This window comes from Pseudomonas sp. HS-18, from assembly GCF_020401845.1.
GTDB lineage: Bacteria > Pseudomonadota > Gammaproteobacteria > Pseudomonadales > Pseudomonadaceae > Pseudomonas > Pseudomonas nitroreducens.
Genome location: NZ_CP084413.1, coordinates 5,921,227 through 5,942,572 on the forward strand (window position 1 = coordinate 5,921,227; position 21,346 = coordinate 5,942,572).

The window sequence follows — 21,346 nt, forward strand, 5'->3', positions numbered from 1 at the left end:
ACGAATGGAGTTACACATGAGCGCTGCTTTTACTGACTACAAAGTCGCCGACATTTCCCTGGCCGCCTGGGGCCGCCGCGAGCTGATCATCGCCGAGTCCGAAATGCCGGCTCTGATGGGCCTGCGCCGCAAGTACGCCGCCAGCCAGCCGCTCAAGGGCGCGAAAATCCTCGGCTGCATCCACATGACCATCCAGACCGGCGTGCTGATCGAGACCCTGACTGCGCTGGGCGCCGAAGTGCGCTGGTCCTCCTGCAACATCTTCTCCACCCAGGATCAGGCCGCTGCCGCCATCGCTGCCGCCGGCATCCCGGTGTTCGCCTGGAAAGGCGAGACCGAGCAGGAGTACGAGTGGTGCATTGAGCAGACCATCCTCAAGGATGGCCAGCCGTGGGACGCCAACATGGTGCTGGACGACGGCGGTGACCTGACCGAGATCCTGCACAAGAAATACCCGCAGATGCTCGAGCGCATCCACGGTGTCACCGAAGAAACCACCACCGGTGTTCACCGCCTGCTCGACATGCTCAAGGCCGGCACCCTGAAAGTCCCGGCGATCAACGTCAACGACGCTGTGACCAAGAGCAAGAACGACAACAAGTACGGCTGCCGTCACAGCCTGAACGATGCCATCAAGCGCGGCACCGACCACCTGCTGTCGGGCAAGCAGGCCCTGGTGATCGGCTACGGCGACGTGGGCAAGGGCTCCGCCCAGTCGCTGCGTCAGGAAGGCATGATCGTGAAGGTTTCCGAAATCGACCCGATCTGCGCCATGCAGGCCTGCATGGACGGCTTCGAGCTGGTCTCCCCGTACAAGAACGGCCTGAACGACGGCACCGAAGCCAGCGTTGACGCCGCCCTGCTGGGCAAGATCGACCTGATCGTCACCACCACCGGCAACGTCAACGTCTGTGACGCGGGCATGCTGAAAGCGCTGAAGAAGCGCGCCGTGGTGTGCAACATCGGCCACTTCGACAACGAGATCGACACCGCCTTCATGCGCAAGACCTGGGCCTGGGAAGAGGTCAAGCCGCAGGTGCACAAGATCCACCGCACCGGCGCTGGCGATTTCGATCCGGCCAACGACGACTACCTGATCCTGCTGGCCGAAGGCCGTCTGGTGAACCTGGGCAACGCCACCGGCCACCCGAGCCGCATCATGGACGGCTCCTTCGCCAACCAGGTACTGGCGCAGATCTTCCTGTTCGAGCAGAAGTACGCCGACCTCTCCGCCGAGAAGAAGGCCCAGCGCCTGACCGTCGAAGTACTGCCGAAGAAGCTGGACGAAGAAGTGGCCCTGGAGATGGTGAAAGGCTTCGGTGGCGTCGTCACCCAGCTGACCCCGAAACAGGCCGAGTACATCGGCGTGACCGTGGAAGGCCCGTTCAAGCCGGACACCTACCGCTACTGATGTACCAGAGGGCAGACGAGCAATCGTCTGCCCTCTTTGCCATTGGAAACCTTGCATGGACCTGCAGGACAGCTACAACCAGGCCTGGATCTTCGCCGCCGGCGCGCACGCCGGGCAGACGCTGACCGCCTCGACGCTGCCCTACGCGGTCCACCTGGCGATGGTGGCCAACGAAGTGATGGCGGCCGACCGCGAAGCGCCCATCGAGCGCCTGGCGGAGACCGTCCAGATTGCACTGCTGCACGACGTACTCGAGGACACCCCGGTGCCCTTCGAGGAACTGCAGACGGATTTCGGCGAGTTCGTCGCCGAGGGCGCCCAACGCCTGAGCAAGGTGGTGAATGGCGAAAAGCTGTCATTCGATACCTACCTCGAAAGGCTGGCAACCGGCGCGCAGCAATATGCGATCGTCAAGCTGTGTGACCGGATCACCAACCTGCAGCCGCCACCCTCGACCTGGGCGCGGAGCAAGATCGCCGAATACCATGGGGAGTCGCAGCGTATCCTGGCCGTCCTCGGCCATGTGCACGAGCCCAGCGCCGAGCGACTGCGCACGAAGATAGACCATTATCGCCGTTACTTCTGAAGTCGACGGCACATGCCGGCAGCCGCGCAATGATGTGGCGCCGAAGGAACGACCATGAGTCAGAAAGATCGCCGTTTCAGCTTCGAGTTCTTCCCCGCCAAGACCGAAGCCGGCCATGAAAAACTGCTGGCCACCGCGCGCCAGCTGGCAGCGAAGAAGCCCGACTTCTTCTCCTGCACCTACGGTGCCGGCGGCTCCACCCGCGACCGCACCCTGACCACCGTGCTGCAGCTGGACGGCGACGTGCAGGTGCCGACGGCCCCGCACCTGTCGTGCGTCGGCGACACCAAGGCCGAGCTCTCCGCCCTGCTGGCCCATTACAAGGACGCCGGCATCCGTCGCATCGTCGCCCTGCGTGGCGACCTGCCCTCGGGCATGGGCATGGCCAGCGGCGAACTGCGTTTCGCCAACGAACTGGTGGAATTCATCCGCGCCGAAACCGGCGACCACTTCCACATCGAAGTTGCCGCCTATCCGGAAGTTCACCCGCAAGCGCGCAATTTCGAGGATGATCTGGCGAATTTCGTGCGCAAGGTCAAAGCCGGCGCCGACTCTGCCATCACACAATACTTCTTCAACGCCGACAGCTACTTCCATTTTGTCGAGCGTGCGGAGAAACTCGGTGTCAGCATTCCGGTCGTACCGGGTATCATGCCGATCACCAACTACACCAAACTGGCCCGCTTCTCCGACGCCTGTGGCGCGGAAATCCCCCGCTGGATTCGCAAGCAACTGGAAGCCTACGGCGACGACATCGCCAGCATCCAGGCCTTTGGTGAGCAGGTCATCACCGACATGTGCGAACGTCTCCTGGAAGGCGGCGCACCGGGTCTGCATTTCTACACCCTGAACCAGGCTGAACCCAGCCTGGCGCTCTGGAACAACCTCAAGCTCCCCCGCTGAGGATCATTGCTCCGGGCTTACCGTCCACGATCCCGGCCAGCGCAACGCCGGCGTATCGTGGGCGGAGTGCTTCCAGCCCAAGGCTGAGCGCTCGCCCCGAGCTTGAAATCACGCGCCCTCGAGCCGGCAGGTTGCCGGCCTACAGGAACCCCGCATGTCCTTTACTTCCCTCGGTCTCTCCGAGGCCCTGGCTGGCGCCGTTGAAGCCGCCGGCTACGCGCGCCCCACTCCCGTTCAGGAACGCGCCATCCCCGCCGTACTGCAAGGCCGCGACCTCATGGTTGCCGCACAGACCGGCACCGGCAAGACCGGCGGCTTCGCCCTCCCGGTGCTCGAACGCCTGTTCCCCGAAGGTCACCCGGACCGCGAACACCGCCATGGCCCACGCCAGGCCCGTGTCCTGGTACTGACTCCGACCCGCGAGCTGGCAGCCCAGGTGCACGACAGCTTCAAGGTCTACGCCCGCGACCTGCCGCTGAAAAGCGCCTGCATCTTCGGCGGCGTCGGCATGAATCCCCAGGTGCAGGCGATGTCCAAGGGCGTCGACGTCCTGGTCGCCTGCCCCGGCCGCCTGCTCGACCTGATCGGTCAGGGCAGCGTCGACCTGTCCCATGTGGAAATCCTCGTCCTCGACGAAGCCGACCGCATGCTCGACATGGGCTTCATCCATGACGTGAAAAAGGTCCTCGCCAAGCTGCCGGCCAAGCGCCAGAACCTGCTGTTCTCGGCGACCTTCTCCAAAGACATCATCGACCTCACCAACAAGCTCCTGCACAACCCGGAGCGCATCGAGGTCACCCCGCCGAACACCACCGTCGAGCGCATCGAACAACGCGTGTTCCGCATCCCGTCGGTGCAGAAGCGCGCCCTGCTGGCGCACCTGGTGACCGTGGGTGCCTGGGAACAGGTGCTGGTGTTCACCCGCACCAAGCACGGCGCCAACCGCCTCGCCGAATACCTGAGCAAGCATGGCCTGCCGGCTGCCGCGATCCACGGCAACAAGAGCCAGAATGCGCGCACCAAGGCCCTGGCTGATTTCAAGGCCAACGACGTGCGCATCCTGGTCGCCACCGACATCGCCGCCCGCGGCCTGGACATCGACCAACTGCCTCACGTGGTCAACTACGAGCTGCCCAACGTCGAGGAAGACTACGTTCACCGCATCGGCCGTACCGGCCGTGCCGGTCGCACCGGTGAAGCCATCTCGCTGGTGGCGCCGGACGAAGACAAACTGCTCAAGGCCATCGAACGCCTGACCAAGCAGCGCATCCCCGATGGCGACATGCAGGGCTTCGACCCCGATACCGTGCTGCCCGAGGTCCAGCAGCCCGAGGCCCGCGAAGTACCTCAGCGCCAGCCGCGCAAGGACAAGGCCAAGCGTGGCGAACGCAAAGACCGCAGCAAGGACAAGCCTCAGCAGCCCCAGGGTGAGGACCAGCAGAACGCTGCCCCCGCAGCTGAAGGCGAATTCGCCGACAGCGACAAGCCAGCCGGCAAGCGCCGTCGTCGTGGCGGCCGTGGCAAGAAGAAGGGTGACGGCCAGGGCAGCGACGCTCAGCCGAACGCCCACACCCAGGCTCGTGAGCCTCGCCAGCCCCGGCAGCAGGACCAGCAGGGTCAGGGCCGCCAGCAGCAGCCCAGGCAGGTCCGAGCACCGAAGGTCGACGGTAACCGCGATCCTGAAGAGTTCCTCGACGACGACTTCGACAACTTTGGCAACCGCGCCGACTACGTCAGCCCGTTCCCGGACAAGGACCAGCAGCGCAGCCAGCGCCGCCGTGGCGGCCAGGGGCAAGGCCAGAACCAGGGGCAGGGCCAGCAGCGCCCGCGCGGCCAGGGTGGCCAAGGTGCCGGCCAGGGCGGAAGCGGTCAGAACCGTGGCCAGGGGCAAGGCCAGGGCCGCGCCGCCAAGAAGCCTAACGGCGGCGGTCGCACCCAGGGCCAGGGCGGCAACGCTCAGGGCAAGGCCGGCCAGCGCAAGCGCGGCGGCAAGGCTCCGGCTTCGCGCATGAACGACGCCCCGCTGCGCGAGCCGAGCGAGTACGGCGCCGCCAAGCCGACCCGCCAACCGGTAGTGATCAACAAGCGCGACCTGGTCCGCACCGACCGCTTCCCGACACCGGAGCAGCTGGAAGAGCTGGAACCGCGCCGCAAGACCGAGCGTCCCGCGCTGCTGACCCGCAACCGCGACTGACGCTGCAGAAGAAACCGCCCTCCGGGGCGGTTTCTTTTTGTCCGGGATTTGTCGCCGGTGTTCCCTGTGATCGTAGGAGCGGACTTTGTCCGCGATGTTCCGAGCTCGCTGTGAGCTATCACGGACGGAGTTGCTCCTACCCGACAGTCCTGTACTCGGATCAGCCCTCACCCTAACCCTCTCCCAGAGGGAGAGGGGACCGTTCGGTGCAGGATGAAACCTTGGTGCCCGCCGGCACGGGCGGCTCCCTCTCCCTCTGGGAGAGGGCTGGGGTGAGGGAAGGCACTGGCACGGACTTACCTGAAGAAGACAGTTGCTCCTACCAAAGCCATCCCTCACCCCCGAGCAAACACCAAAAAGCCGCCCGAAGGCGGCTCTTTCACAGCGGCGAATACCTCACAGCACCTGCCGCAGGAAGCTCTGCGCGCGGGCATCCCTGGGCTGAGCGAAGAACTCCGCCGGGGCGGCGTCCTCCAGCAGCTTGCCATGATCGAAGAACAGCACGCGATCCGCCACTTCGCGGGCGAAGCCCATCTCGTGGGTCACGCAGACCATGGTCATGCCTTCCACGGCCAGGGTCTTCATCACGTCCAGCACCTCGCCGACCATTTCCGGGTCGAGCGCCGAGGTGGGTTCGTCGAACAGCATCACCTTCGGGTCCATGCACAGCGCGCGGGCAATGGCCACGCGCTGCTGCTGGCCGCCGGAGAGGCGCGACGGGTACTCATTGGCCTTCTGGCCGATGCCGACCTTATCCAGCAGCGCCCTGGCCTTGGCCTCGCGCTCCGCCTTGCCGCGCTTGCGCACGACTTTCTGCGCCAGGCACAGGTTTTCCAGCACGGTCATGTGCGGGAACAGGTTGAAGTGCTGGAAGACCATGCCGACTTCGCGACGGTAGGCGTTGACGTCGGTCTTCGGGTTGGCGAGATCGAGGCCGTCGATGCTCACCGAGCCGGAGTCGAACTCCTCCAGGCCATTCAGGCAACGCAGGAAGGTGGACTTGCCCGAGCCGGACGGGCCGATCACCACCACGACCTCACCCTTGGCCACACCGGTGGTGACGTCATCCACCGCGCGCACGACTTGCCCGCGGGTATCGAAGACCTTGGTCAGGTTACGGACTTCAATCACTTTGGCCGAGCCTCCGCTCCAGGCGCCCCGCCAGATGCGACAGCGGCAGGTTGATCACGAGGTAGAGGGCGGCGACGCAGAACCAGATCTCGAAGGTGGAGAACGAGGTGGTGATCGCCTCGCGGCCGCTCTTGGTCAGTTCAGTGATGGCGATCACCGAGACCAGGGAAGTGTCTTTCACCAGGCTGATGAACTGCCCGGCCAACGGCGGCAGCACGCGCTTGAAGGCCTGCGGCAGGATCACGTGGCGCATCGACTGCGCGGCATTCAGGCCCAGAGAGCGCGCCGCCTCGTCCTGGCCGCGAGCGATGGACTGCACGCCGGCACGGACGATCTCGGCCACATAGGCGCCGGTGAACAGCGCCAGCGCTGCCACGCCGGCGAACTCGCGGGACAGGTTCAGCACGGTGCCGATGAAGAAGTAGAAGATGAAGATCTGCACCAGCAGCGGCGTACCGCGCACCAGCTCGACGTAGAGGGTCGAGAGGTCGTGCAGCGTCGGGTTCTTCGACAGACGGCAGAGACCGGTGAACAGGCCGATGAACAGACCGAACGCGCCGGAAACGAAAGAGATCCACAGCGTGGTCCACAGGCCCCAGGCGAGCGGGCCGGCCGCCCAGTGGCGGGTTGCGCCGACCACATCGCCTTCGGCGACGTCGTCGTTCTCGGAGAACTGCAGGCTGTCCGACGCAACGGTCAGCACCTGCTGCTTGCCATCCTCGTCCACCAGCGTGACGCGGGCATCGCTGCCGTACGGCTCGATCTTCTCCACCCGCGAGATGCTGTCCGCACGCAGCGGTTCTTCGGCCTGGTAGGCGAAGTACTGCGGGACGCGGTTCCAGCGCCACTCGTAGGAGATCAGCGAAGTGGAGTACCAGATGGCCAGGCCGATCAACAGCAGGATCAGTCCGGTCAGCCCGTGCCAGGGCCAGGTTGCGCGTTTCGTTCTAGCCACGAATCTCTACCGTGAAAATGCGAACGCGCAGGCTCAGGGCCTGCGCGTCGGGTCGACCAGTGTCAGACGTGGATTATTCCATGTCCTTGAGCCAGTCGGTGTTCTTGAACCACTTGTCGTGAATGCGATCGTAGGTGCCGTCTTCACGAATCTGCTTGAGGAAGTTGTTGATGAAGTTGATCGAGTCGTAGTCGCCCTTCTTGAGACCGAAGGCCAGCGGCTCGTAGGTGAACGGCTGATCCAGGTGCACCAGCTTGCCGGCGCCGAACTTGCCGACGGCAACGACGTTGTACGGAGAGTCGTAGATGAAGGCGTCGGCCTTGCCGTTGACCACATCCATGACCGCTTCGGGCTCGTTGTCGAAGCCGTGGTACTGGGCCTTGGAGAGCTGCTTCTTGGCGACAAATTCGCCGGTGGTGCCGATCTTCGAGGTGATGCGGTACTTGGCGTCGTTCAGGTCCTTGTAGGACTTGATCTCGCCTTGCAGTTCCTTGCGAATCAGCAGGGTCTGGCCGACCACGATGAAGGGATCGGTGAAGTTCAGGCGCAGGTTGCGTTCCTGGGTCAGGGTCATGCCCGAGCCGATCATGTCGAACTTGTCGGTGAGCAGGGCCGGGATGATGCCGTCGTAGGCGGTGGAAACCAGTTCCAGCTTGACGTTCATGGACTTGGCCATGGCCTTGAGCAGGTCTACTTCGAAGCCGACGATCTGACCGCGCTTGTTGGTCATCTCGAACGGCATGTAGGTCGGGTCCATGCCCACGCGCAGGGTGCCGCGCTTGGCCGCTTCATCGATGGCGCCGGCCTGAGCCGCGCTCACGCTGACCAGGGCGCAGACGCCCATCACCAGCGATGCCAGGTACTTTTTCATCCCCATACTCCCAAGCAAGTGAAAGAACTTGTTGTTTTTCCCAGCGATCGAACCGGGCGCGCAAGAGCAAGCCTTGCGCGGAAGGGTGCGAAGCGTACCCCATGCGCCGGATATCTCAATCTTTTCTGGATAGCTGGCGAAGGTTACCAGCAGCGGTGCGCGGGGAAAACAGCGGAAACCGGCAGGTCGCCCCGTCCCGAACGAGACGGGGCGACCTGCGGTCAGGATTGCGCGGCGGGCAGCGCCAAGACGCCCTGTTCCGCAACCGGGGCCAAGGGGACGGCGGGAGCATGGGCATCGGCCTTCAGCGATTGCCGCCAGGGACCGATCCACTGTTCCCTGTCCCCCTGCCAGAGCGCCAGGTGCAGGCGCGACAGCGCCACCGGATCGCTCAGCAGCGCCAGCCGGCGGTTGCCGTCGAGCTGCTCGGGACCGGCTTCCAGCGCCTTCTCGACCAGCGCGGCGCGGGTCGATTCGATGGCGGCGGACTGGCCGTGGCGGGCAGTACCCATGGCACAGGCCAGGGCGTTCAGCACCGGGTCCACGGCAGAGCGGACGAAGCCGTCCTTCAGCGCCTGCCAGCGGTTCTGGTAGGTATACTCGTCGGTAGCGCGCAGCTCGCGCGGGGTGTCGTATTCCTCGGGGATGAGGAACAGCTTCTCGTCGCGCGAGGCCAGGCCCAGCTTGACCCGGCTGCTGATCACCGAGACCGGGATCGACAGCATCAGCGCGCCGACGATGGGCGACAGCCACCACAGGAACCGCGGGTTCAGCCACGCCACCAGCAGCGCCCAGCACAGGCCCAGCAGGGTCTGCAGGCCATGGCGACGAATCGCCTCGCTCCACGGGGTGTCGTCGTCGTCACGCTGCGGCGACTTCCACTGGGCTTCCCAGCCGAGGAAGGCGGCCAGCACGAAGCGGGTGTGGAAGAGCATGCGCACCGGCGCGAGCAGCACGGAGAAGAGCATTTCCAGCAGCATGCTCAGGGTCACCTTGATTACGCCGCCGTAGCCCTTGGCGCCCTTGGCCCAGATCAGCATGACGCTGAGCAGCTTGGGCAGGAACAGCAGGGTCAGGGTGGTGGAGAACAGGGCGATGGCCTTCTCCGGGTGCCACTGCGGCCAGATCGGGAACAGCTGGCGCGGCTCGAGGAAGTACTGCGGCTCCATCAACTGGTGCACCGCCAGCAGCGCGGTGGACAGTACCAGGAAGAAGAACCACAGGGGCGCCGACAGGTAGGACATCACGCCGGTGAGGAACACCGCGCGATGCACCGGATGCATGCCCTTGACCAGGAACAGGCGGAAGTTCATCAGGTTGCCGTGGCACCAGCGGCGGTCGCGCTTGAGCTCATCCAGCAGGTTGGGCGGCAACTCCTCGTAGCTGCCTTCCAGATCGTAGGCGATCCACACGCCCCAGCCGGCGCGGCGCATCAGCGCGGCTTCGACGAAGTCGTGGGAGAGGATCGCGCCGGCGAAGGAGCCCTTGCCCGGCAGCGGCGCCAGGGCGCAGTGCTCGATGAAGGGTTTCACTCGGATGATCGCGTTGTGGCCCCAGTAGTGGGATTCGCCCAGCTGCCAGAAGTGCAGGCCGGCGGTGAACAGCGGGCCGTACACGCGGGTGGCGAACTGCTGCATGCGCGCATAGAGCGTGTCCATGCCCGACGCCTTGGGCGCGGTCTGGATAATGCCGGCCTCGGGGTTGGCCTCCATCAGCCGCACCAGCTTGGTCAGGCAGTCGCCGCTCATCACGCTGTCGGCGTCCATGACGACCATGTACTTGTACTGGCCACCCCAGCGACGGCAGAAGTCGTCGATGTTGCCGCTCTTGCGCTTCACCCGGCGCCGGCGGCGACGGTAGAAGATACGACCGAAGCCCAGGGCTTCCTTGCACAGCTCGATCCAGGCCTTTTCTTCCGCCATGGCGATGTCGGGCTGATTGGTGTCGCTGAGCACGAAGAAGTCGAAGCGATCCAGCTCGCCGCTGGCCGCCACCGATTCATAGGTCGCCCGCAAGCCGGCGAAGACGCGCGGGACGTCTTCGTTGCAGATCGGCATGACGATGGCGGTGCGGGCGTCGGCGGCAATCGGCTCGCTACCCGCGCTGCTGCCGGAGATGCGGTAGCGGTCACGGCCGGTGAGCAGTTCCCAGAAGCCCATCAGGGCGGTCCAGAACCCGGCAGAAACCCAGCAGAAGAGGATGGCGAAGAGGGTCAGCACGCCGAACTGGATGGCGTAGGGCAGCACCTGCTCCAGGGTCTGCAGCCAGGTCTGGCGGTTGATCTCTTCCAGGTCGACGAAGGCCCAGCCCTGGTAGGGCAGGATGCCTTTCATGTAGTAGGTGGCGACGGTGGTCTGGCCGAGCATGAGCAGGACCAGGATGAACCGGCGCAGCGAACCGACTCGTTGCCAGCGCGCCTTGGGCAGGTCGCGGGCGGGCTTGGCCGGATTGCTGCGCCCGGTCAGGCGGCGCCAGCCGCGCATGATCGGGTTGGTGCGCCAGGGTTCGGGAATCACCTTGGTGCGCTGGATCGGCGGCGCGGCCTTGAGGTAGGTGCGGCCGTTGTCGTCCATGCCCAGCATCTGGGCATCGTCCAGGTCCTGCCCATAGCCGTGGCGCAGACGCGCGCCGACCGAAGCCAGCGCAGCGTCCTCGCCCTGGATATCGCCAGCGAGCTGCTGATGCAGCTCGCTGAAGGAACCGGCCTGGGCCAGCTGCTCACGCTCCTGCGCCGAAAGGGGCAGGTGCGCGAGGTAGTCGGCCACCGGCGCGGTGGTAGCGGTGGAGTTATTCATCGGCAGGCAGCTGGTAGCTCCAGGTTTCGGAAATGGTCTGGCCGCCGTTTACCAGCGCCGCACGCATTTCCGTCGGCTTTTTCGGGTCCTTGACCTTGATCCGCAGGGTCAGACGCCAGCCTTTGGTCACCGCGTTGTAGCGCAGGGCGTTTTCCTTCACCTCGGCATTGTCGTCGGTGCTCACCTGGGTGCTCACCGGAGCATCGCCGGCCAGCGCCTTCAGGGTCGGGCCGACAAAGTCGACGACCAGGGCGACGCTGCCATCAGGCTGGCGAATCAGGTTCTTCTGCTTCACGTCGCCGACCGAGCGCAGGGTCTGCATGACCCAGGCGTTCTTCGCGTCGTGCAGCGCGTCCTCATCCTTGGTCCAGCGCATGCGGTAGGCGAAGTCCAGCGGCTCGCCGGCTTCCGGGCGCTTCTCCGGATTCCAGAAGGCGACGATGTTGTCGTTGGTCTCATCCGGGGTCGGGATTTCCACCAGCTCGATGGTGCCCTTGCCCCAGTCGCCCTGCGGCTCGACCCAGGCGGACGGACGCAGGTCGTAGCGGTCGTCGAGGTCTTCGTAGCGGGAGAACTCGCGGCCGCGCTGCAGCAGGCCGAATCCTTTCGGGTTCTCGACGCTGTAGGCGCTGACGGACAGGTGTTTGGGGTTGTTCAGCGGACGCCAGATCCACTCGTCGTTGCCGGCGTGGATCTGCAGACCGGTGGAGTCATGCAGTTCCGGGCGGAAGTTGTGCTCGGCGGACGGCTGGTTGGAGCCGAACAGGAACATGCTGGTCAGGGGCGCCAGGCCCAGCTTGCTCACCTTGTCGCGCAAATACACGCGGGCCTTCACATCGACCACGGTGTCGTTGCCCGGACGAATGGTGAAGCGGTAAGCGCCGGTCGCGCGGGGCGAATCCAGCAGCGCGAAGATCACCAGGTGCTTGTCCTTGGGCTTGGGCTTCTCGATCCAGAACTCGCGGAAGCGCGGGAATTCCTCACCCGATGGCAGCGCGGTATCCAGCGCCAGGCCACGGGCGGAGAGGCCCCACCACTGGTCCTTGCCGATGATGCGGAAGTAGCTCGCCCCCAGGAAGGTGGCGATCTCGTCCTGCTTGTCCGGCGAGTTGATCGGGTACAGCAGGCGGAAGCCGGCGTAACCCAGATCCTTGGTCGCATTGGCGTCGAACTTCAGCGAACCGAAGTCGAAACGGGAGGGATCGTACTTGATCTCCTTGACGTCGGTCGCCGTGACTTCGTTGATCTTCACCGGGGTGTCGAAGTGCATGCCCTGGTGATAGAAGCTGATCTTGAAGGGGGTCTTCTCGTCGGCCCAGTAGGCCTTCTCGTTACGGAAGCGAATCTGCTGGTAATCGGCGAACTTCATTTCGCTGAATTCCGATGGCAGGTTGCTCGTCGGTGCGCTGTACTTCTCAGCAGCCAGCGCCTTGGCCTGTTCGCCAACGTCGTCGAGATTGAAGGCCCAGGCATGGGTAGCGCTCAACGCCAACAGGGCGGAGCCGACCAGTCCGCGAAGGATGTGGCGCGAAAGCGGTTGTTGAACGGAACGGAAAATCACGAGTCCCCCTCGTCCGTGAACACAAAACGATTAAAGCCAGCAAAGGCGATGCCAAATTGCCGGCGATTGAATTCCGACCCCGGTGAGCCTGAATGATTCCCCGCTTTTTTCCACGGGTACTTCCGGCTCCCGGAGGCGCATTGTTCTAGATGCATAAGCCCTAACCATCATCCCACGGCGATATGACAAGCTGCCGCGCGTTCAAGCCTCCAGTAGAAAGGTCACCGGCCCGTCATTGACCAGGTGGACCTGCATGTTGGCGCCAAAACGGCCAGTGGCGACCAGCGGATGACGCTCTCGCGCCTGTTCCACGAGTAGATCGAACAACGCGGCGCCCCTTGCAGGAGGCGCCGCGCTGGAAAAGCTCGGTCGCAGGCCCTTGCGGGTGTCTGCGGCCAGGGTGAACTGCGAAACCAGCAGCAGGCCGCCGCCGACATCGCTCAATGAAAGGTTCATTTTACCTTCATCGTCGCCAAACACTCGATAGTTAAGCAGCTTGTGCAGCAAACGGTTGACCGAGTCTTCGTCGTCCTGGGGTTCGACCCCTACCAGAGCCAGCAGCCCATGGTCGATAGCGCCGACGATTTCGCCGTCAACCTCGACGCGGGCGCCTCGCACCCGCTGGATCAAACCCTTCATTCAGCCTCCGGCGGCAGGTTCAGCAGGCGGCGGCCGATTTCATTGGTGGCGCGGATCAGCGCATCGGTGATGCCCGGCTCGCCGGCCACGTGGCCGGCGTCGCGGACGATCTGCAACTCGCTGTTGGGCCAGGCCTTGTGCAGCGCCCAGGCATTGTCGAGCGGGCAGACCACGTCGTAGCGGCCGTGAACGATCACCCCCGGCAGGTGGGCGATCTTGTGCATGTCGCGCAGCAGCTGGTCCGGCTCGAGGAAGCCGTCGTTGACGAAATAGTGGTTCTCGATGCGGGCGATGGACAGCGAGCGGTGCGGGTCGGCGAAGCGATCCACCACCGCCGGGTTCGGCCGCAGCGTGGCGGTCCGGCCTTCCCAGGTGGACCAGGCGCGCGCGGCGTGCATCTGGGCGATCTGGTCGGGGCCGGTCAGGCGGCGATGGAAGGCGTGCAGCAGGTCGTCGTGCTCGTCGGCGGGAATCGGCGCCAGGTAGTCTTCCCAGTAATCCGGGAACAGGCGGCTTGCGCCCTCCTGGTAGAACCAGCGGATTTCCTGCGGACGGCAGAGGAAGATGCCGCGTACGATCAGCGCCAGCACGCGCTCGGGATGGGTCTGGGCGTAGGCCAGCGAAAGGGTGGAGCCCCAGGAACCGCCGAACAGCACCCACTTGTCGATGCCCAGGTGCTCGCGGATGCGCTCGATGTCCTGCACCAGATGCCAGGTGGTGTTGTTCTCCAGGCTGGCGTAAGGCGTGGAGCGGCCGCAGCCGCGCTGGTCGAAGGTGACGATGCGGTAGATATTGGGGTCGAAGAAGCGCCGCGACATGGCATCGCAACCGGAGCCCGGGCCACCATGGATGAACAGAACCGGCAGTCCGTCGGGCGTACCGCTCTCGTCCACATAGAGGACGTGCGGCTCATCGACGGCCAGTTCATGGCGGGCGTAAGGCTTGATTTCCGGATACAAAGTTTGCATGGCTCGCTCCTGGATCAGTGCGTACGGTCGCTCCCGGACCAGTAACCATCCTAGGGCCTGTCGCCACCTTATAGAAAGTCGCGTTGCCGCAGCGCGACTTCCATCGAAAGTCTTCGGCCCCCACGGTGTCGGGCATGATACTCGGGCCAGCGAAAAACCCATAAGGGAGTTAGTGAGCCATGCCACGGAAGTTGTTTCTTTCTCTTTTCCTGCTGATGCTCGCCTTGGCCGGCTGTGATCGCGACGACCCGCGCGCACAGCTGGACGCCGCCGTGAAGCAGTTGCAGGACAACCTCGAAGCCAAGAATAGCGGGGCCGTGATCGATCAGCTGGCTGGCGACTTCCGCGCCAATGGCGAGTTCGATCGCGACTGGGCCAGGCGCACCATGACGCTGATGTTCCTGCGGCACCAGCAGGTCAAGGTGATCCTGCTCAGCAGCGAGAGCAGGATCGACCCGACCTACGCCAACCGCGGCCATACCGACGCGCAGGTCGCCCTCACCGGCGCCGAGAACCTCCTCCCTGATAGCGCCGGGCATTACTCGGTCAGGCTGGAGTGGTGGCGCGAAGGATCGGAATGGAAACTGGCGAGGCTCGACTGGCAATGACTTCCCCCTTGCAACACCGCATTCGCGCCGCCGGGCTGCTGGTCAGCAACGACGAAATCCTGCTGGTGCGTCATGCAGTCGCCGGCGACGAATACTGGATTCCACCGGGCGGTGGCTTCGAGTCGGACAAGGACGAGTGCACCCGCGACACCGTGCGCCGCGAGTGCCGGGAGGAAACCGGGCTGGCGGTGGAGGTCGGCCCGCTGGTCTACGTGCGCGAGTTCGCCGAGCCGCTGGCCGGGCGCTTCCACATGGAGCTGTTCTACCGCGTGGATGCCTGGGACGGCCGGGTCAACCTGGACAACCTGCGCGGCCTGGGTGGCGACGAGTTCGATATCCGCGAAGTCGCCTGGGTGCCGCGCCGCGAGCTGCCGCGCCTGCCCTCCTACTACCCCGCCGAATTGCTCGACGATGTCTGGGAGCGCCTGGCCGAGGCGCAACCGCTGATCCGCCACCTCGGCCTGCAGCGCTAGGATTACTGCACCGGTTCGCTGGTGGGCTTGGCAATGATCGCCTGCAGCTCGGCGGTCATGGGGAATTCCAGGTTGAGGTTCTTCGGCGGGATCGGCTGCTCGAACCAGCGCTGGTAGATGCCCTTGATCTCGCCGGAGGAATACAGCTCGGCCAGCGTCTGGTTGACCAGGGCGAGGAACTGCGGATCGTCGCGGCGCACCATGCAGGCGTAGATTTCTCGCGATTGCGGCTCGCCCACCACCACCCACTGGTGCGGGTCGCGGGCCTTGGCCTTCTCGCCGTAGAGCAGCGCATCATCCATGTAGAAGGCCACCGCGCGACCCGACTGCAGCATGAGGAAGGCTTCGCCGTGGTCCTTGGCGCTGACCACGTTCATGCCCAGCTTGTGCTCGGCGTTATAGGCCTTCAGGTAGCGCTCGTTGGTGGTGCCGGCGGTGGTCACCACGTTCTTGCCCTTGAGGTCGGCGAAGCCCTGGATGCCGCTGTCCTTGGCGGTCAGCAACTGGCCTTTCACATAGATGAAGCCGTAGGAGAAGGCGACCTGCTTCATGCGCTCGGCGGTGACACCGGTGGAACCGCACTCCAGGTCCACCGTGCCGTTCTGCACCAGCGGAATGCGCGTCTGCGAGGTCACCAGGTTGTACTTCACCTTGAGATCGGGCTTGCCGAGCTTCTGCCGGATGCGCTCGACCACCTTGCCGGCCAGGTCCACCGAGTAACCCATGGGCTGCCCGCTGTTATCGCCCAGGTAGGAGAACGGTACCGAGGCGTCGCGATAACCCAGGGTTATCGTGCCGCGCTCGGCGACTTTCTTCAGCGTGCCGTCCAGTGCCTCGTTGGCCTGCGCCAGCGCGCAGACCAGGCTGGACGCCGCCAGCATTCCCAGTGCAAGTCGTTTCATGGGTGCGATCCTTCTTGTTGTTGTGAGTCGGGTTAGGGGTCAGGGCCGCGCGGCAATCACGGTGATTTCCACCAGCACCTGCGGCCGCGCCAGCAGCGCCTGCACCGTGGTGCGGGTCGGTGCGCAGCCTTCCGGCAGCCAGCCGGACCAGATGCCGTTCATGGCCTCGAAATCGGCGGCGATGTCCTTGAGGTAGATGGTCGCGCTGAGGATGTCCGCCTTCCCGGTGCCGGCTTCGGCCAGCAGCGCGTCGATCTTCGCCAGCACTTCGCGGGTCTGGCCCTGGATGTCGGTGGCCTGCCCAGGTACCTGCCCGGACAGGAACACCAGCGAGCCGAAGACCATAGCGCCGGAAAGGCGATCGTTGGTGGCGATGCGTGTGAGTTGCATGGTGTGTCTCCCCATTCGAAGAAATCAGCCGGCCAGCCGCGCGGGCGTCAGGCCGGTCGTGTCGATATCCGGGTGACGCCCGGCGATCTGTGCGGCGATCAGTTGCGCACTGCCACAGGCGAGGGTGAAGCCCAGCGCGCCGTGGCCGAGATTCAGCCAGAGGCCACGCGGCCCGCAGGCCCCCACCAGCGGCACGCCGGTGGGCGTGGCCGGACGCATGCCGGCCCATTCGATGGCGGCGCTGTAGTCACAGGCGTCCGGCAGCGTATCCGCCGCCTGCTGCCGGATCAGCGCCAGTCGCCTGGGTTCCAGGCGCGGGTCGAAGCCGACGATATCGACCATGGCAGCGATGCGCAGACGTTCGCCGAGGCGTGCATAGACCACCTTGCGGTCGTAGTCGGTGAGGCTCACCTCCAGCGCGTGGTCCTCGGCGCGGATTGGCGCGGTCAGGCTGTAGCCCTTCAGCGGATAGAGCGGCAGGCGCGGTCTACCCGGCAGCAGCGCCGCGCTGCGGTAGCCGGCGGCGAGGACCACGTGATCGGCCTCGAAGGTCTCGCCGCCCGCCTCCACACCGATCACGACGCCATTGCGAATCATCAGCCGGGAAGCCGGGCGGGCATACACCAGCCGGCAACGTCCCGATGCCTGAAGTCGCTCGGCGAGCCGCTGGCAGAACAGGAAGCAATCGGCGACCTCCTCGTCCGGCGTATGGATGCCACCGACGAAGGGCGCACTCGCCAGCGCCGGGTCCAGCCCGCGGCACTGCTGCGCCGAGAGCACGAATTGCGCTGAAGGATCGGATAGGGTCTGCCGCGCACTGCGGAAGCTGCCTTCATCGCGGAAGGCCACCAGCTTGCCGTTGCGCCGCCAGTCGAAGCCGTCCAGCCCATCCTCCCGCCACTGCGCCAGCGTGCTCTGGCTGAACAGCGCGAGGCGCAGTAAATGTTTCGCATTGGCCTGGTTCACCGAGCGCCGACAGGCCGCCGTGAATTCCATCAGCCAGCGCCACTGCGCCGGATCCAGACGCGGGCGCAGGCGCAGCGGCGAGTCGCCGCGCAGCAGCCAGCCCAGTGCCTGCTGCGGTACGCCGGCATCGGCCAGGGGCGCCACGTAGCGGTAGGACAGCTGGCCGCCGTTGGCGAAACTGGTTTCCAGCCCGCCCGCATCCCGTGCTTCCAGCACAGTGACGTCGAAGCTCTCCTGGACCAGCGCCTGCGCCGTAGCCAGCCCGACCACGCCCGCGCCGATGATGCAAATCCGCTGTGCCATTGCCGTCTCACTGTCCATCCATTCCAGGCTCCGACCTTAGGACCGGATGACAGGCGGCGAACAATGAATAAACATGGGCAACCCATAAACCAGGGTTATACCTTGGCGAATCCGCTGACGGAGGCAAGCCATGCGCCTGCGCCATATCGAAGTGTTCCAGGCCATCCGCGAAACCGGCTCGGTCAGCGGCGCCGCGCAATTGCTGCACGTCTCCCAGCCGGCAGTGACCAAGGTGCTGCAGCACGCCGAGCAGCAGTTGGGCTTCCCGCTATTCCTGCGCGTGCGCGGCAAACTGCAGGCGACCCCCGAGGCGCTGGAGCTGGAGCGCGAAGTCGCCAAGGTCACGGAAAGCCTGCAGGGCGTGCGCCGCCTGGCGCAGAGCCTGCGCGGCCAGCCGGAGAACCGCCTGCGCGTGGGCGCCACGCCGGCCCTGGCGCTGTCGCTGCTGCCGCCGGTGATCCGCGAATGGACCGACCGCTACCCGCAAAGCAGTTGCGAACTGGCCACCCAGCATTCCCGCGAACTGATCCAGAACCTGCTGATGCGCGAGCTCGACCTCGCCCTCACCCTGCAGCAGACCGACCACCCCGGCCTGCGCTCGCAGGTCATCGCCAGCGGCCCGCTGGTAGCCCTGGCACCACGCGCGCACTGGCCGGAAGACCGTTTGGGCAAGGCGCTGACGCTGGACGAACTGGCCGGCGAGCCGATGATCGGGCTGTCCACCTCCGACCCGCTGTCGGCGCGGCTGGAAAGCTACCTGGCGAACGTCGAACCACCGCCGCGCGTGCGCATTTCAGTACAGACCTATGCACTGGCGCGCACGCTGGTGGAGGCAGGAACAGGATTGGCGCTGGTCGACCCCTTCACGGCACTGGGCGCGGACGAAAGACTCACCGCACTGCGCCCGCTGTCACCTCCGGTGAAGGTCACGCTCTACGCCCTGACCCGAGCCGACGAGACCCCGCCGCACACCCAGGCCCTGCTGCTGGAGATGCTGGTGCGACATGCCGAGATGCAGTTGGCCGATCTCCAGACCGAGGATTGAAGCAAGGTCCGCGAAGTCTGCTGCGCCTGATTGCTACGCGTCATTGTCAAACGAGGGGAAATACCCGAATCTTCCGCGCCCCGAAGGGATTGGTTTTGATCTGAAAGGACTCGTCATGACATTGCTTCGCCCACTTCTCCTTGCTCCGTTTCTGCTCTCGCTTGGCGCCTGCGCCACGCAAACCGCCACCGGAAAGAATCCCACGCAAGCCCTCGACAAGCTGGTGACCAATACCGCCAGCGCCGGCAACGTTGTGGAAAACAGCGTCCTGCGCGCCGGCAACGAAGCCGCCCTCGCCCTGCGCCTTCCACGCGGCCTGCTGCAGCTTCAGGTAAGTTGCTCGGCTGAGAGCGCCAACTGGTTATATGTCGACACTCCCGGTCGCATGTACGCTGTGGGCCAGTCGCAATATCGCGAACCCATCCCGCTGACGAGTGACACCGCCAGAACACTGCGTAGCTTGCCGCAGGTGGTTCAGGCCTGCGCTCAGAACCCGGACTGGCGCAAACTGGCGAACTTCGAAAGCGGCAACGACGGACATGTCCTGCTGGACATCGCCAGCCTGGAACCACAGCCCGACGGGAGCCTGAAGCTCTGGGCTGCATTCGACTACCCGTCGCTGGCCTACGATGCGCCCTACCAAGCGCCTTACGGCAGCAAGGTCGAGCAACTGCAAGTCAATTGCGGCCGTAACACTTACACCTGGCTGACTGGCTACGACCTGGATCCGCGCCAGCGAGTCACGGATGGCCGCATCGAGGCCTCCCCCAGCGCGCGCACCTTCAGCTCCGCCTCAGCCGACTACCTCGCCATCCTGCAAGCTGCCTGCAAGCCGCACGAACAACTGTCCGCGCTGGCGCGGGCGGAGAATCGCGACAAGCCCGCCCCTGATCTGGAAAACCAACCTGCGCTGGATGCCGGAGTCGCTCGCTACGTGACCTCCCTGGGCTTCGATGCGCCTCGAAAATCTCTGTCCTACCTACGCACCGAAGGCACCTCGACCTTCAAGGGAGAAACCAAGCCATTGATTGAGGAGTTCTGGTTCCAGCCGGGCGATACTCCCGGCCTGCTGCACATCAAGCGGCAGGGCACGGGCTACGTCTCGCAGGACACCAGTTTCATGGGCATGCTGGAGCTCAGCAGCGTGACCCACTACAGCAAGGCGCAGGGCACCTGTGAGGTAGAAAAGCTGGAATTGGAAGGCAACTGGAAACAGATGCCTGTGGGTGAAAAGCTCAGCTACCGGCTCACTCGAAAAGAGAACTTCAGCATCATCGGCCAGACCCGAGACACCCAGGAAACGCGCTGCGAGGTGATCCGCGAGTTGTCCGCAGCCGAGCTGAATCCCCAACTATCCGGCAGCGCCAAAGAGATTCATTGCTCGGTAGTCGACGACAAATACAAGCGCATCGATACCCGATACTTCCTGGAAGACTACGGCCTGGTATTCCGCCAGGGCGATAGCCGAAATGAATTCTATTACTCCGATTCGCGCATCGTTCGCTTTCGCTGAAGCAGTTTCGGGAAGAAAAGACAGCCCCCTGTCACACCGGGGAAGCGCCGCCGGGATGCGTGGTCCAGCGGCGCCGCGCCGACAAGCCCCGGCGCGGCAGGAGGCTGTGTAAAAACTTACCGGCCGTAGTGCTCGCGGCCCCAGGCGATGAAGGTTTCCAGCATGCGCCGGAGTACCTGGGCGGTCGGTGCGGCGAGGTCTTCGCGGTAGCCGAAGGGTGCGTGCTCATCCATGTAGTTGCACTGCGCGAGTTCCAGCTGCACCGCATGCACGTTGTCCTGCGGCTGGCCGTAGTGGCGGGTGATGTGGCCGCCCTTGAAGCGGCCGTTGAGGATGTGGCGATAGGCCGGCGCGTCGGCGCACACCGCCACCAGTCGCTCGGCCAGTTGCGCGTCGCAGCTGGCGCCGCTGTTGGTGCCGATGTTGAAGTCCGGCAACTTGCCGTCGAACAGGTGCGGGATGACCGAGGCGATCGAGTGGGCATCCCACAGCAGCGCGTAGCCGAATTCTGCCTTCAGCCGTGCGAGTTCGCCGGCCAGGGTCTGGTGATACGGCGTCCAGACTTCCTTGAGGTAACGCGCACGCTCTTCCGCGGAAGGCGCCTGCCCTTCCTTGAACAGCGGGCGGCCGTCGAACAGGGTGTCCGGGTAGAGGCCGGTGGTGGCCGTGCTGTACAGCGGCTTGTCGTCGGCCGGGCGATTGAGGTCGATGACATAGCGCGAGTAGCCGGCGGCCAGGGTGCTGGCACCCAGTTCTTCGGCGAAGGCATAAAGCTGCGGGATGTGCCAGTCGGTGTCGGCCAGCTCACGGGCCTCGTCGACCAGACCGGCTTCCACGGCCGGGGTCAGGCGCAGGCCGGGGTGCGGCATGCTGATGAGCAGTGGCACGCGGCCGCGTTTGAATTCGAGAACGTTATTCATGGGTAGTTATCTCCACACCCAGCGAGATGAGTTCATTTTCGTGCTGAAAGTCTGTGCCAATGCTTCCCCCTCACCCCAGCCCTCTCCCAGGGGGAGAGCGGGCCGTCCGTACCGGCCTACAGCAAAGCGTCATCCTGCACCGAACAGTCCCCTCTCCCGCTTGAGGAGCGGGGCGCGCAGCCAGGGTTAGGGTGAGGGGCTTTTGAACTTGC

The 21,346-nt window shown here is 64.9% G+C and carries 18 protein-coding genes and 1 pseudogene; 8 read left to right on the plus strand and 11 right to left on the minus strand.

Features of this window, described 5'->3' with window-relative positions; genetic code table 11:
* Positions 1-4: 4 nt before the first annotated feature.
* The 4 genes from ahcY to LDJ84_RS27550 all read left to right on the plus strand — a co-directional run bounded on the left by ahcY (position 5) and on the right by LDJ84_RS27550 (position 5,094).
* A complete protein-coding gene (gene ahcY, locus LDJ84_RS27535; RefSeq protein WP_024764176.1) occupies positions 5-1,411 on the plus strand; it encodes an adenosylhomocysteinase in 1,407 nt (468 codons plus the stop codon).
* A 55-nt stretch (positions 1,412-1,466) separates the two neighbouring features.
* Positions 1,467-1,997 (plus strand): HD domain-containing protein, encoded by a 531-nt coding sequence (locus tag LDJ84_RS27540; RefSeq protein WP_024764177.1) that lies wholly within the window; start codon positions 1,467-1,469, stop codon positions 1,995-1,997.
* Positions 1,998-2,051: 54 nt separating this feature from the next.
* Entirely contained in the window at positions 2,052-2,900 is an 849-nt protein-coding gene (gene metF / locus LDJ84_RS27545) for a methylenetetrahydrofolate reductase [NAD(P)H] (protein WP_024764178.1), read from the plus strand.
* Between the two features lie 154 nt (positions 2,901-3,054).
* Positions 3,055-5,094, plus strand: a complete 2,040-nt coding sequence (locus LDJ84_RS27550; protein WP_065327943.1) for a DEAD/DEAH box helicase — start codon at positions 3,055-3,057, stop codon at positions 5,092-5,094.
* A 396-nt stretch (positions 5,095-5,490) separates the two neighbouring features.
* On the opposite strand, the gene LDJ84_RS27555 is transcribed toward LDJ84_RS27550, so the two are convergent.
* The 7 genes from LDJ84_RS27555 to pip form a co-directional block, all read right to left on the minus strand.
* Positions 5,491-6,225, minus strand: coding sequence for an amino acid ABC transporter ATP-binding protein (locus tag LDJ84_RS27555; protein WP_024764179.1), 735 nt, complete (start codon positions 6,223-6,225; stop codon positions 5,491-5,493).
* Positions 6,218-7,180, minus strand: a complete 963-nt coding sequence (locus tag LDJ84_RS27560) for an amino acid ABC transporter permease (protein ID WP_065327944.1) — start codon at positions 7,178-7,180, stop codon at positions 6,218-6,220. The genes LDJ84_RS27555 and LDJ84_RS27560 overlap by 8 nt, the downstream gene beginning before the upstream one ends.
* 73 nt (positions 7,181-7,253) lie before the next feature.
* Positions 7,254-8,051, minus strand: coding sequence for a transporter substrate-binding domain-containing protein (locus LDJ84_RS27565; RefSeq protein ID WP_024764181.1), 798 nt, complete (start codon positions 8,049-8,051; stop codon positions 7,254-7,256).
* 221 nt (positions 8,052-8,272) lie between these two features.
* On the minus strand, positions 8,273-10,846 hold the full coding sequence (gene mdoH / locus LDJ84_RS27570; RefSeq protein WP_038803333.1) for a glucans biosynthesis glucosyltransferase MdoH: 2,574 nt from the start codon (positions 10,844-10,846) through the stop codon (positions 8,273-8,275).
* A complete protein-coding gene (locus LDJ84_RS27575; RefSeq protein ID WP_038803332.1) occupies positions 10,839-12,407 on the minus strand; it encodes a glucan biosynthesis protein G in 1,569 nt (522 codons plus the stop codon). Before LDJ84_RS27575 ends, mdoH begins: the two co-directional genes overlap by 8 nt.
* A 201-nt stretch (positions 12,408-12,608) precedes the next feature.
* Complete coding sequence (gene dtd / locus LDJ84_RS27580; protein ID WP_024764182.1) at positions 12,609-13,046, minus strand: D-aminoacyl-tRNA deacylase; 438 nt, start codon at positions 13,044-13,046, stop codon at positions 12,609-12,611.
* Complete coding sequence (gene pip, locus LDJ84_RS27585) at positions 13,043-14,014, minus strand: prolyl aminopeptidase (RefSeq protein WP_024764183.1); 972 nt, start codon at positions 14,012-14,014, stop codon at positions 13,043-13,045. Before pip ends, dtd begins: the two co-directional genes overlap by 4 nt.
* A 179-nt stretch (positions 14,015-14,193) precedes the next feature.
* On the opposite strand from pip, the gene LDJ84_RS27590 reads away from it, so the two are divergent.
* On the plus strand, positions 14,194-14,622 hold the full coding sequence (locus LDJ84_RS27590; RefSeq protein WP_065327945.1) for a hypothetical protein: 429 nt from the start codon (positions 14,194-14,196) through the stop codon (positions 14,620-14,622).
* On the plus strand, positions 14,619-15,095 hold the full coding sequence (locus LDJ84_RS27595; RefSeq protein ID WP_065327946.1) for an NUDIX domain-containing protein: 477 nt from the start codon (positions 14,619-14,621) through the stop codon (positions 15,093-15,095). Before LDJ84_RS27590 ends, LDJ84_RS27595 begins: the two co-directional genes overlap by 4 nt.
* A gap of 2 nt (positions 15,096-15,097) precedes the next feature.
* Here LDJ84_RS27595 and LDJ84_RS27600 read toward each other — a convergent pair whose 3' ends face one another.
* Genes LDJ84_RS27600 through LDJ84_RS27610 form a run of 3 tightly spaced genes read right to left on the minus strand, consistent with a single transcriptional unit; the run spans position 15,098 to position 17,656 of the window.
* Positions 15,098-15,997: a transporter substrate-binding domain-containing protein gene (locus LDJ84_RS27600; protein WP_065327947.1), complete on the minus strand. Its 900-nt coding sequence runs from the start codon at positions 15,995-15,997 to the stop codon at positions 15,098-15,100.
* 39 nt (positions 15,998-16,036) lie between these two features.
* Positions 16,037-16,387 (minus strand): RidA family protein, encoded by a 351-nt coding sequence (locus tag LDJ84_RS27605; RefSeq protein ID WP_024764186.1) that lies wholly within the window; start codon positions 16,385-16,387, stop codon positions 16,037-16,039.
* 24 nt (positions 16,388-16,411) lie between these two features.
* A complete protein-coding gene (locus tag LDJ84_RS27610) occupies positions 16,412-17,656 on the minus strand; it encodes a D-amino acid dehydrogenase (protein WP_065327948.1) in 1,245 nt (414 codons plus the stop codon).
* A 63-nt stretch (positions 17,657-17,719) separates the two neighbouring features.
* Between LDJ84_RS27610 and LDJ84_RS27615 the strand changes: the two are divergent.
* Together LDJ84_RS27615 and LDJ84_RS27620 are read left to right on the plus strand one after the other, a co-directional pair.
* Positions 17,720-18,701: pseudogene (locus LDJ84_RS27615) on the plus strand (LysR family transcriptional regulator).
* A gap of 115 nt (positions 18,702-18,816) precedes the next feature.
* Complete coding sequence (locus tag LDJ84_RS27620) at positions 18,817-20,214, plus strand: hypothetical protein (RefSeq protein ID WP_065327950.1); 1,398 nt, start codon at positions 18,817-18,819, stop codon at positions 20,212-20,214.
* A 116-nt stretch (positions 20,215-20,330) separates the two neighbouring features.
* Here LDJ84_RS27620 and hutG read toward each other — a convergent pair whose 3' ends face one another.
* Complete coding sequence (hutG, locus tag LDJ84_RS27625) at positions 20,331-21,134, minus strand: N-formylglutamate deformylase (protein ID WP_065327951.1); 804 nt, start codon at positions 21,132-21,134, stop codon at positions 20,331-20,333.
* Between the last annotated feature and the right edge of the window lie 212 nt (positions 21,135-21,346).

Coding starts and splice junctions, on each gene's coding strand:
- LDJ84_RS27540 (WP_024764177.1), top strand. CDS start 1,467: ATGGACCTGCAGGACAGCTACAACCAGGCCTGGATCTTCGCCGCCGGC.
- dtd (WP_024764182.1), bottom strand. CDS start 13,046: ATGAAGGGTTTGATCCAGCGGGTGCGAGGCGCCCGCGTCGAGGTTGAC.
- LDJ84_RS27595 (WP_065327946.1), top strand. CDS start 14,619: ATGACTTCCCCCTTGCAACACCGCATTCGCGCCGCCGGGCTGCTGGTC.
- mdoH (WP_038803333.1), bottom strand. CDS start 10,846: ATGAATAACTCCACCGCTACCACCGCGCCGGTGGCCGACTACCTCGCG.
- LDJ84_RS27565 (WP_024764181.1), bottom strand. CDS start 8,051: ATGAAAAAGTACCTGGCATCGCTGGTGATGGGCGTCTGCGCCCTGGTC.
- LDJ84_RS27550 (WP_065327943.1), top strand. CDS start 3,055: ATGTCCTTTACTTCCCTCGGTCTCTCCGAGGCCCTGGCTGGCGCCGTT.
- hutG (WP_065327951.1), bottom strand. CDS start 21,134: ATGAATAACGTTCTCGAATTCAAACGCGGCCGCGTGCCACTGCTCATC.
- LDJ84_RS27620 (WP_065327950.1), top strand. CDS start 18,817: ATGACATTGCTTCGCCCACTTCTCCTTGCTCCGTTTCTGCTCTCGCTT.
- pip (WP_024764183.1), bottom strand. CDS start 14,014: ATGCAAACTTTGTATCCGGAAATCAAGCCTTACGCCCGCCATGAACTG.
- LDJ84_RS27610 (WP_065327948.1), bottom strand. CDS start 17,656: ATGGCACAGCGGATTTGCATCATCGGCGCGGGCGTGGTCGGGCTGGCT.
- metF (WP_024764178.1), top strand. CDS start 2,052: ATGAGTCAGAAAGATCGCCGTTTCAGCTTCGAGTTCTTCCCCGCCAAG.
- ahcY (WP_024764176.1), top strand. CDS start 5: ATGGAGTTACACATGAGCGCTGCTTTTACTGACTACAAAGTCGCCGAC.
- LDJ84_RS27590 (WP_065327945.1), top strand. CDS start 14,194: ATGCCACGGAAGTTGTTTCTTTCTCTTTTCCTGCTGATGCTCGCCTTG.
- LDJ84_RS27600 (WP_065327947.1), bottom strand. CDS start 15,997: ATGAAACGACTTGCACTGGGAATGCTGGCGGCGTCCAGCCTGGTCTGC.
- LDJ84_RS27605 (WP_024764186.1), bottom strand. CDS start 16,387: ATGCAACTCACACGCATCGCCACCAACGATCGCCTTTCCGGCGCTATG.